The sequence below is a fragment of the Microcystis sp. LE18-22.4A genome (assembly GCF_027531105.1).
GTDB classification, from domain to species: Bacteria; Cyanobacteriota; Cyanobacteriia; order Cyanobacteriales; family Microcystaceae; genus Microcystis; species Microcystis aeruginosa.
In genome coordinates this window covers 1-10,332 of record NZ_JAPZRB010000056.1, presented here as the reverse complement: position 1 = coordinate 10,332, position 10,332 = coordinate 1, and the positions used below count along the sequence as shown (strand labels likewise).

General features: G+C 41.6%; 7 protein-coding genes and 1 pseudogene. 4 read left to right on the top strand and 4 right to left on the bottom strand.

The window, feature by feature from the left end:
- Window positions 1-7 precede the first annotated feature (7 nt).
- Entirely contained in the window at window positions 8-955 is a 948-nt protein-coding gene (locus O9295_RS02730; protein ID WP_288031502.1) for an RpnC/YadD family protein, read from the bottom strand.
- 397 nt (window positions 956-1,352) lie between these two features.
- Between O9295_RS02730 and O9295_RS02725 the strand changes: the two genes are divergently transcribed.
- The 3 genes from O9295_RS02725 (at window position 1,353) to O9295_RS02715 (ending at window position 3,485) form a co-directional block, all read left to right on the top strand.
- A complete protein-coding gene (locus O9295_RS02725; protein ID WP_079206144.1) occupies window positions 1,353-2,060 on the top strand; it encodes an SIMPL domain-containing protein in 708 nt (235 codons plus the stop codon).
- A gap of 117 nt (window positions 2,061-2,177) precedes the next feature.
- Window positions 2,178-3,065, top strand: a complete 888-nt coding sequence (locus O9295_RS02720) for an alpha/beta fold hydrolase (protein WP_288031498.1) — start codon at window positions 2,178-2,180, stop codon at window positions 3,063-3,065.
- A 42-nt stretch (window positions 3,066-3,107) separates the two neighbouring features.
- Entirely contained in the window at window positions 3,108-3,485 is a 378-nt protein-coding gene (locus tag O9295_RS02715; protein ID WP_002758665.1) for a hypothetical protein, read from the top strand.
- A 48-nt stretch (window positions 3,486-3,533) separates the two neighbouring features.
- Here O9295_RS02715 and O9295_RS02710 read toward each other — a convergent pair.
- Window positions 3,534-4,124, bottom strand: a pseudogene (locus O9295_RS02710) (RNA-guided endonuclease TnpB family protein); the annotation flags it as partial.
- A 503-nt stretch (window positions 4,125-4,627) separates the two neighbouring features.
- Window positions 4,628-5,854: a molybdopterin molybdotransferase MoeA gene (locus O9295_RS02705; protein ID WP_288031495.1), complete on the bottom strand. Its 1,227-nt coding sequence runs from the start codon at window positions 5,852-5,854 to the stop codon at window positions 4,628-4,630.
- Between the two features lie 15 nt (window positions 5,855-5,869).
- On the opposite strand from O9295_RS02705, the gene O9295_RS02700 reads away from it, so the two are divergent.
- Window positions 5,870-6,751 carry a glutaminase gene (locus O9295_RS02700; protein WP_288031492.1) on the top strand — a complete coding sequence of 294 codons (882 nt, stop codon included), beginning with the start codon at window positions 5,870-5,872 and terminating at the stop codon, window positions 6,749-6,751.
- Between the two features lie 97 nt (window positions 6,752-6,848).
- On the opposite strand, the gene O9295_RS02695 is transcribed toward O9295_RS02700, so the two are convergent.
- A complete protein-coding gene (locus O9295_RS02695) occupies window positions 6,849-9,968 on the bottom strand; it encodes a TIGR03032 family protein (protein ID WP_288031489.1) in 3,120 nt (1,039 codons plus the stop codon).
- Between the last annotated feature and the right edge of the window lie 364 nt (window positions 9,969-10,332).

The window sequence follows — 10,332 nt, the reverse complement described above, 5'->3', positions numbered from 1 at the left end:
TGAAAGTTTAATTTTCCCTGAATCTTTCTAACAGTTCTGAGCGAGATAAATTGGCCAGAGAAAGAAGTAACCCGGTGCGTTCCGAGATGGGAAGTTGGGCAATCTGTCCCACCAGACCAGATAATTCTGCATCTAGGGGGCCAAACCGTCCTTCCAGAAGACTGGTTATCAGCGATAGTTGTCCTTCTAAACTGCCTCGTTGTATCCCTTCTTGTATCCCTTCTTGTTTCCACTCTTCTCGTTGTTGTAAATAAGCTGGTGATAGGTTCATAATCTCCTCCTGTTCTTCGGCACTTAAATTGTCTCTTAATTCCAAACTCTTGCGCCAGTTGGCCAGAATTTCCAGTAAATTCTCTTGGAAAGGATTACCTTCAGGCAATTGCACTAATTCTTCTACTGCTCGTTTCTGTGTCCCTCCTTTCCCTAGCACCCTCAACCATAAAGTCTCCTCATTGACTGGTAATTGATGGATGGCGACGATTCCTGTTTTGAACAGGCTAGGGGAAAAATAAACTCCTTTTCCCCACTCCTCTTTCATCCCCTCTTCTGGTAGGAATGAAGGGGGGATTCCCACGACTTCTTCAATCATTCTCCCCGAAAAAGTAGGCGTTAAAATCCAGAGAACTGGTAGTTCAGCTTCGGTTAGAGTTTTGTTTGTCCGTTTCGCCTTCCTCAAGACCTCGCCATGAACCGCATATAACTTTGAGATGCAACTGCGAATCTCTACCTCGGAGGGTGGGTTACGGAAAGGTTCAAATAAGCAGCAAGTCGCCGCCATTTTACCGAGTAACCCCAAGGGTAATTCAGTCCTTGATGCTGAACTGGCTGGTTCAAACCAGACATCGATTTCTTGGACTTCACTCTTGACTTTCTTGCTCTTTTTAATCGTCCCTAGAGACGCTAAGAGTTCTTCTAAATATTCCTTGGCAAATTGGTCGTGAATTTGGCGAGTCATTGCAGGGGATAATTAATCCGAGAAAGTGCATTAACAATCTTGTTAGATCATAGCAAGTTTTGAGAATTTATCTTTTTAATCAACAGCACCAGTGTGCGAACCAATCGGCTCTCTTATTCTTTGTGTGACAAGTTTAACTTATATAATAGCGATCGGTCTTTGTGTCCTTTGTGTCTCTGTGGTTCTTTACACTCACTTGAGCGCAAGACTGTATCTTAGAATACATTTTACCCACCAAACCGAAGAGAGTCACCAATCTTGCTTAAAGGCCCCTTTTCAAGTTCCCAGAGCTTAGTCACCAATATGGCGAAAGTGACGGAAAAGGGATAATCTGCAACTCAATTGCCCAAAATAAAGGCTAGAATCGAAATATAGTATCGATCGCTACGGATTTTTCATGAATTACAGAAAATTTTGCTTGGCTTTTTTGCTGTCCCTTATCCTCATCAACACCGGATTAGTTATGCCTAGTTACGCAAACACAAGAGAATTGAGGACAATTACCGTAACGGGAGAAGGAATAGAAAATATCGCCACTTCTCAGGCAGTAGTGCGCTTAGGGGTAGAAGTTCAAGGCAAAGAAGCGGGGAAAGTGCAGCGGGAAACCGCCAATCGTAGCGATGCGGTGGTTAAATTTCTCCGTTCCCGTCAAGTGGAAAAATTGGAAACCACCGGCATCAGTTTACAGCCCAATTATGACTACAGCAACAACCAAAGACGTTTAATCGGTTATATCGGGGCTAATTTGATTAGTTTTCAGATCGATATAGCCCAAGCGGGGATTTTAATCGATGAAGCGGTGAAAGTCGGGGCAACACGCATCGATGGGGTCAGTTTTACTGCTGGAGAATCAGCGATCGCAGCTGCCCAAAGAACCGCTCTCATCAAAGCCACGGAACAAGCTAGAGAACAGGCGACAATCGTGTTACAAGCCCTCGGTTTAGTGGCGAAAGAAACGGTTTCTATCCAAGTGGGTAATACAGGTAATCCCGTGCCAATAGCCCGCTCAGAAGCGGTTTTTCGGAGTGCCGATGCTGCCAGTAGCCCGGTTATCGGAGGGGAACAAACCCTGCGCGCTGCTGTCACCCTCGAAATTAGCTATTAAGATAACTTTCAGCTATCAGTTATCAGCCTGGGTTTTTTTGACCGGAAATCTTGGATACAGGCTGATAAAATCAACGCCGATGTTCGGAAACTCTAGAAAAAACTGTCCCCCTCATCCGTGAATTATCCTAACTTTTTACCCACTGTTAGCGAGGGATTGAGCGAAGATACCTCCCTTGCTCTCCTCGAAAATATCCAGCAAATTGCCATCGATAGCCCCATCTATCCCCGATCGATTCTAACCACCTATAGTCAACAAGGGCAAGGTCAACCGCCTTTTGTCCTCCTGCACGGTTTTGATAGTTCCCTGCTGGAATTTCGGCGTTTACTACCTTTCCTCGCCCAAAATAGGGAAACTTGGGCGATAGATCTACTCGGCTTCGGTTTTACTGAGCGATACCCAGATTTAGAAGTATCTCCCGAAACTATTAAAAGCCATCTTTACCATTTCTGGAGAACTGCGATCGCCGAACCGATAATTTTAGTCGGTGCTTCCATGGGGGGTGCAGTGGCCCTCGATTTTGCCCTCTCCTACCCAGAAATAGTGGCAAAATTAGTCCTCATTGACAGCGCAGGACTAGCTAATCCCCCAGTTTTGGGTAAATTGATGTTTTCGCCCCTCGATAAGTGGGCAACTAATTTTTTAGCCAATCCCCGCGTGCGCCAAAATATCAGTCGTACCGCCTATTTCGATCAAACTTTGGCCACTGTTGATGCTTGCACCTGTGCTAGTCTGCACCTGAATTGTCCCCACTGGAGTGAGGCTTTAATCTCCTTTACCAAAAGTGGCGGTTATGGGTCATTTTTGCCGCAATTAAGCCAAATAAACCGAGAAACGCTGATTATTTGGGGAGAAAACGATCAAATTTTAGGCACAAAAGACGCGAAGAAATTTCAGCAGGCTTTACCTAATAATCAACTGGTCTGGATTCCTCGCTGTGGTCATGTTCCCCACCTCGAAAAACCGGAACTTACCGCAGCTGCGATAGTTAAATTTGCGAGCTAAGAACTTATAATAGGATTATTTGACCCTATAGTGCCAACTTTTATGAAATTTTTGCCGATCGCTCTCGGTACATTCAGCCTTCTGAGTTTATCTGTCAATATTCCTGCTACCGTAGCCACACAACAGCTTTTTTGTCAAGGCCGCATGAATAACGGTTGGTCCTATTCGGCAGAATTTCTCAATGGACGTTTTGAACGCATTCGCTGGACGCGTTCCGGTCAACCTCCCCAAGTTTCTAGCCTTAGCTTTAAAAATACTAACAACAAAGGACAACCGATTTATCGTGGCAGTTTATTCGCCGCAGTCAGTGTGACCCTGATAGACTTATCGAAAGGAGATGTCCGTCCCGGTTCGCAAATTTCCGTGGGAGTGGAAGAATGGGGTTGGTCGCGGGGAAACTGCGCTCTTTCTAACCGTTGACATCCTCACCGCCGTAAACGGACGGTGATTCCTCACCACGCTACCTTTTTAGGGTAGTCGCGTCAATGGGGTTAACGCTTCACAGGATGCGGCTTCTTTAACAGAAGTCTTACGCTTTCCGACCCGTCCGTTTAAAGTCTCCGATTGCCCACCGGCGACCTTGATATTTACCGCAGCATTGATGTCTCGATCATGGAAAGTCCCACAGAAAAGACATTCCCACTCACGGATATTTAACGCTTTCTTACCGCCGATATTCCCACAACAGGAACATCGCTGAGACGTTGGCTCCCATCGGGAAATTAACCGAAAATCACGCCCATATTTATCAGATTTTGCTGATAGCATATCTCGAAAAGAACGCCATCCTAAGTCTGATATGGCACGGGATAACTTCCGATTTTTAACCATTCCCGATGTGTTTAAATCCTCTAAAACTATCGTTTGATTTTCACGAACAACTTTAGTGGATAGTTTATGCAAGAAATCAGTGTGAGTGTCCTTAATCTTTGCGTGGATTTTAGCCCCTCGTTTTCTGGCTTTTTCCCGTCGTTTACTTCCCTTCTGTTTTCTAGAAAGGTTTTTCTGTGCCTTTCTTAGTCGTTTCAATCGTTTCTTTAACGGTTTTGGTGCGTTTATGGCTCTTCGGTTTGTGTTATGCAATGGACGGGGGTTATAAGGGATGGAACCCTTATAGAGAAAGGCATTTAGCGATTTTTGTCAATTGTTTTTTATCTAGAGCGAACTAATCAATTAAGTCTCTTGCCAGATAAGGATTTAGTCGATTTATGCCCCCCTATCGAACCATAACAAGTAACGAAGAGCCGCGTTTATTTTCTCTCCTGTTGAGAGAGTCGCAAAAGTAGCAATTCCTAGATCTGAACTTCCCCCATACATATATACCATAATAGCCGAAAACCCTTATCCATCAATGGATGCACCCCTTAACTTTCCTTAATGTACCCATGTAATTTGTAACATTTCTTAATGGACAAGAATTCTCTCCATTTGCTAAAATGATAGCCATGTATATAGAAAAAGTTCCTAACCGTAATTCCCCCCCCGCTGTTCTTCGACCAGATTCCTATCGAGAAGGAGATCAAGTCAAAAAAAGAACCCTTGCCAAAATCTGAAACTGGCTCTCAAAGGGGAAGTCCAGTCATAACTTCTACTGTTTCTCCCGCTTGTATAGTAGTTTTACCCTGGGGAATTATGGCTAAAGCATTAGTACCCGCTAAATTAATTAAATTAGCCGAATTGTGTTGTCCGGGAGCAAGTTGAAATTGATAAACTCCCTCGATAATTTCTATTTTTCCCCAGAGATAAACTTCTCTTTGTCCCTGAGATTTGAGAGTATCGCGGGTGACAACTCGCAGAAATTTGTTCTGATAATCTGTCAATCCCGATAATTTTTTAATGGCGATTTGCACGAAGCGCCAACAGGAAACTAAAGCAGAGACGGGATTACCGGGGATACCAAAGTAAACACAACCGTTAGGAAAAGTAGCAAAGGTTAGGGGTTTACCCGGTTGAATAGCAACGCTGCCAATCAGAATTTTTCCCCCTAATTCCCCTAAAATTCCCTCGATATAATCGTAATCTCCCACGGAAACACCGCCGGTGGAAAGGACGATGGCACTAGAATTAATGGCTTTTCTGATAGTTTCTCTGAGAAGATCGGGATTATCTTTGATTATACCTAAAGGTCTGGGAATTGCCCCTAAACTGGCGACAAATGCGGTTAAAGCGTAGCGATTTGAGTCAATAATTTGACCTTTTTGGAGGGTTTCATCGGGATTAATTAATTCATCTCCCGTGGAGAAAATTGCCACTTGGGGACGGGAAAACACTGTTAATTCGGTAGCTTGTGCCGTGGCTAAAACCGCTATTTCTGGGGAATTAATGGCAATACCAGCTTTTAATAAGGTATTTCCTGCTTGATAGAATGTGCCGCGTTGACGCACGAAAAGACCTATTTTTTCGGGAGGGATAAGAATCACCACTCGCTCCCCTTGTTTTTGAGTATTTTCCTGCATAATAATCGTATCACTGCCGGCGGGTAACATCGCTCCCGTAAATATTCGCGCTGTTTCTCCTGGTTGAATAATTTTTTCGGGGACTTTGCCGGCGGGAATTTCGGCGATAATCTTTAAAGTAACGGGATTTTCTGGTTTAGTGTCTTTGACATCTTCGTAGCGGACAGCATAGCCATCCATAGCAGAATTATCCCAATAGGGAAAGTCTAAATCACTGCTGATATCTTCGGCTAAAATGCGCCCAAAAGCTGCCTCTAGAGAAACTTTTTCTGTTTCTTGTCGGGGTTGAATTTGAGTTAAAATTATAGATTCTGCTTCTTTGACTGAGTACATGGATTAAACAAACAAATGAACCGATTAGCTAGATTAAGGGTGGAAGATATACAAGCTTGGGTCGGGGAAGTGCATTTATCGGATAGGAAGGGTCAGACTCCCTATTATATACCGGTTTTGAACCAAGTTCATCCCGAGGTTTTCGCTCTCCAGATTCACTGTCTTGAGGGGGAGATTTTGTCTTGGGGAGATGAAACTGTAACTTTTCCTTTGATGAGTGTGATTAAACCTTTTTTGTTATTATATCTTTTAACTCATTTGGGGGAAGATGCTGTTTTTCGTCGCGTGGGAAAACAAGCTTCTAGTTATCCTTTTAATTCCTTAACTCAACTGCAAGAGGATTGCGGTTTTCCCCGTAATCCTATGATTAATAGTGGTGCGATCGCATTGACAGACTTATTAGCAGGAGAAACGCCAGAATCTCGCTGTGAAAATTTGCTTTTATGGTTAAATAAAATGGGTAATTGTCAATTATTTCTCGATCACTCTGTGCTTGATTCTGTTCACTCTTATCCTAATGCACACAATCAAGCTTTAAGCTTAGAATTAGAAAAAAATGGTTATATTAGTCATCGTTATTTAGCTCTAGAAACCTACAATCGAATCTGTTGTTTATCTGGAAAAATTGCCGATCTTGCTAATTTAGGTAAGTTGATTTTAGCTTCTTCTTTTGCCGAAATTATTCTAGAAATTATGACTAATTCTGGACTCTATGAAGCTTCCGAAAAATTTGCTATTGAGGTGGGTTTTCCCACTAAATCGGGAGTTAGTGGGGCCCTATTATCAATTGTACCGCAACAGGGAGCGATCGCTTGTTATAGTCCTCTGTTAAATGAGCAAGGTAATTCAATTTTAGGACTTAATTTACTAACACATATCAGTCATTTTGTCAAGTAAATTTAATCTATGAAAATAAGTACCGTGAAAACTGGGAGGGATAAAGTTGATTTTGTCAAGGATTGTTAAGATGCGCTTACCCTGATAATTCCAGTGATCAATTGGCTATCCTGATCATCTCTGGTGATTTTCCCGCAGCATAAATATCCCACATTGTCCGATAAGCTTTTTCTAAATTGCGGGTAAAAAGAAGGGTATCAAATAACGGATAAGTCAGACGATTTTGGGCTAGTTTCTGTTTAATTTCCTGCAATTTATCAGGAGATTTTGCTAAATTAATCGCTAAATTTTTATACTCCTCTAAATTCTTAGTAATTAATTCAGGTAGGCCAATAGCTGTCAGTAAACTAGCACCAACACGGGAAGGAAAAGTTGCACTTGGACAAGTTATAATCGGTAAACCTGCCCATAAAGCATCACTCCCAGTAGTATGAGCATTATAGTATAAAGTATCAAGAAATAAATCAGCTAGTTGATGCCGCGCCAAATGTTCCGGCTTAGGTTGGAGATGGGCAAAAATTAAGCGATCGCCGTCAATTCTTCGCGCTTGTGCTTCCCGACGTAGATTTGCTTCAGCTTCAGCTACTCTCGAAAATAACCATAATACACTACCTGGAACATTGGCCAGAATTTCCATCCATACAGTGAATATTTGCGGCTCAATTTTATAGGTGTGGTTGAAACAACAAAAGACAAAACCCGATTCAGGAAGACCATAATGGGAACGAGTAACAGGTTTAGATGATATAATTTGTTGATAATCATTAGCCTGATAACTATCCGGTAAAATTACCAATTTTTCAGTAAAATTATCAGCAGACTCTGGTGGTGTAACTATGGCATCACCAATAATATAGTCGATAAAATCTGCTCCCATTGTCCCCGGATAAACCAAATAATTAACTTGAATCGGTGCAGGTTTTAAAGCCAATATTTGTGTCCGCGCTTTATCAATATATCCCATCAAATCCACTAAAATATGCACCCCATCATCAAAAATCCGTTGTGCAGATTCCGTAATTGATAAAGTAGCAATATCATAAAAGCGATCGCAATCATTAGCAATGCGACGACGATATTCACTACCATCATCAGGACCATAGGAATAGGCAATTATTTCAAAGTTATTGCGATCATGTAAACCAAAGACACTTTGCATCAAATGACTGGTGGGATGATTACGAAAATCATGGCATAAATAACCTATTTTTAATCGTCCAGATCGGGTGCGGGAATGGTTAAAGTTGAGGGGTTTAGTCCCTAAGGCTAATTGTCTTTTAATCTCTTGAGCATAGTTACAAGCCACTTTTAACTGTTGACTAGCAGACCAAGGTTTATATAAGCTATCAAAGGGAGTTACTGCGGTAGATTTTCCCTCTTGTAACTGGTTTTCGGTTAATTGCCAAAGTTGGATTAAATCAGCTTCTCTTGTCTCCCAATTACAAGTCATTTCCTTCATAGAAAATAAGCAAGCAAAAGCCTCTGGGGAATTAGGTTGAATGGCTAAAGCTTGCTTAAATACGCTCATAGCTGCTTCTACTTTGTCCTGTCTTCCTAAAGCTAAAGCCAAACTATTATAAGCTTTAATATACTTAGGATTAAGCTTAATTGCTGTTTGAAAATAAGCGATCGCTTCTTCAATTTTTCCCTGTAGTTGTAACACATTGCCTAAATTAAAGTGTGCTTCTGGATAATTAGGGTTTTTCCTGATTGCTTCTTGAAAATTGACCACAGCATCCCCTAACTTATCCTGCATTTGTAAGACTAAACCTAAATTATTCTCAGCAAAAGCATAGTTTTGATTGCCACAAATAGCTTGGTTAAAGCAAATAATCGCCTCGTCTAAATCTCCCTTGCTAACTGCTATTATTCCTAAATTATTGTGGCTTTCTGCATAATTAGGATTAATCAATAAAGCTTGCTTGTAAGCCAAAATAGCTTGATCAATTTGTCCTAAACTATCCATGATTACCCCCAACTGATGCCAAGCAGCTGCATATTGGGGATATTGATTAATTAATTGTTGATAGAGAGCGATCGCATCTTCAAGCTTAAGCTGTTTTTGCAAGGTGTATGCTTGCTGATAAAGGGTATCTGCTGGGGAAGTATCAGGCTGATTATTTGCTAGATTTCCTCCAACTAAAGGAGAAATAGGATCAAGAGTAATAATTTTACTGATGTCATCATTTTGAAATCCTAAAGCTTGGGGACGTTTAACTCCTTCTAAGACTTGTATATCATAAAGTTCAGTCACTTCACCTTCTAAGCGTATCCAGTGAACAACTTCACCTGTTTTCAAGTCAATAATTAGCAGACCACAGCGAGGATCTGCTTCTTTAGCCATTAAATTATCATCTAAGATTAACCCCGAAAAAGTCTTATCTACCCCACGATTTTTAGATAATCCAACAATGGCATAATTTCCGACAAATGCTAAACCGCGCAGAAAACCAGGACAAAAAGTAACAGGCTCAAAAATGCCTTTGTCTTGATCAATATAACCAAAGTAACCCGTACCCGCATTTAATAACCATAACTTACCCTGATAAAATCGGGGAGAATGAGGCATAGATAAACCAGTAGCAATTACTTCATTAGACTGAATATCAATGACACAACCGCCAGTTTGTCTTCTGTCTCTCCACCCATCCACCACATCTGATTGACTACAAGCGGTAACATAACGCGCCTTCCCATCTACCAAAGCTAAACCATTGAGATGACAACGATCTTCATTGACTAAAGCGGAAATAAACGACGGTTTCCATAGAGGAATACAACTATGGCGATCGCTGACTGTCGCCAGACAATTTAACATCGTACTGATAAATACAATTCTTTCAGAGAGATTTTCTATTGCCAAATCGTGAATATCTAAATCCCCAGTAGTATAACTAATACGGGGGATATAAAGTTTATCGTAACCATCATAAAGTTGTTCGGATGATAACACATTATCTAGTTGCCAGATTTGATAGCGGGAACTAAGATAAATCCTTTCTGGGGTAGCATATAAACCCATGGCGCGGTCAAATATCCGCTCAAATCCCGACATCCCCCTGTGGGGGTTAACTCCTAAAAACATCAGTCGAGAACTTTGATAGGTAGTAAAAGCCAGACTAATCTGCTGAGACTCTAACCAATCGATGAAGTTACGGGAAGCAATTATCTCTACGGGAATAGATTGATTAGTATTGGGAGTTGATTGATTCATCATAACCACAAAGACACAAAGATTAGCCAGTAGGGTGTGTTAGCGATAGCATAACGCACCAATTTAATGATAGAGGTGGTGCGTTACGGCGGATTGTTAATTTTGGTTTTTTGACCGAATTGATGGCCGCAAATACGCACCCTACACCTAAATTAGGTGTGTCAGTCCACTACGATTTATGTTTTTGTTTGAGCGCGATCGTTTATAATCAAAATATCATTATTTTGGGTTTGCTGAATAAGTACGGGCGAAGCATTCGGATAGAAAATCTACCTTTTCACCGATAGGTTATTGTCCGAATGCTTCGCCCCTACAGGACGCGGGCCGATGAAGACGCAAGGTTTTGAACGACGATTCTCTCAAAATC

Bases quoted from the DNA above. Each gene is read 5' to 3' on its own strand.
- O9295_RS02725 (WP_079206144.1), top strand. From the start codon at position 1,353: ATGAATTACAGAAAATTTTGCTTGGCTTTTTTGCTGTCCCTTATCCTC.
- O9295_RS02705 (WP_288031495.1), bottom strand. From the start codon at position 5,854: ATGTACTCAGTCAAAGAAGCAGAATCTATAATTTTAACTCAAATTCAA.
- O9295_RS02730 (WP_288031502.1), bottom strand. From the start codon at position 955: ATGACTCGCCAAATTCACGACCAATTTGCCAAGGAATATTTAGAAGAA.
- O9295_RS02715 (WP_002758665.1), top strand. From the start codon at position 3,108: ATGAAATTTTTGCCGATCGCTCTCGGTACATTCAGCCTTCTGAGTTTA.
- O9295_RS02695 (WP_288031489.1), bottom strand. From the start codon at position 9,968: ATGATGAATCAATCAACTCCCAATACTAATCAATCTATTCCCGTAGAG.
- O9295_RS02700 (WP_288031492.1), top strand. From the start codon at position 5,870: ATGAACCGATTAGCTAGATTAAGGGTGGAAGATATACAAGCTTGGGTC.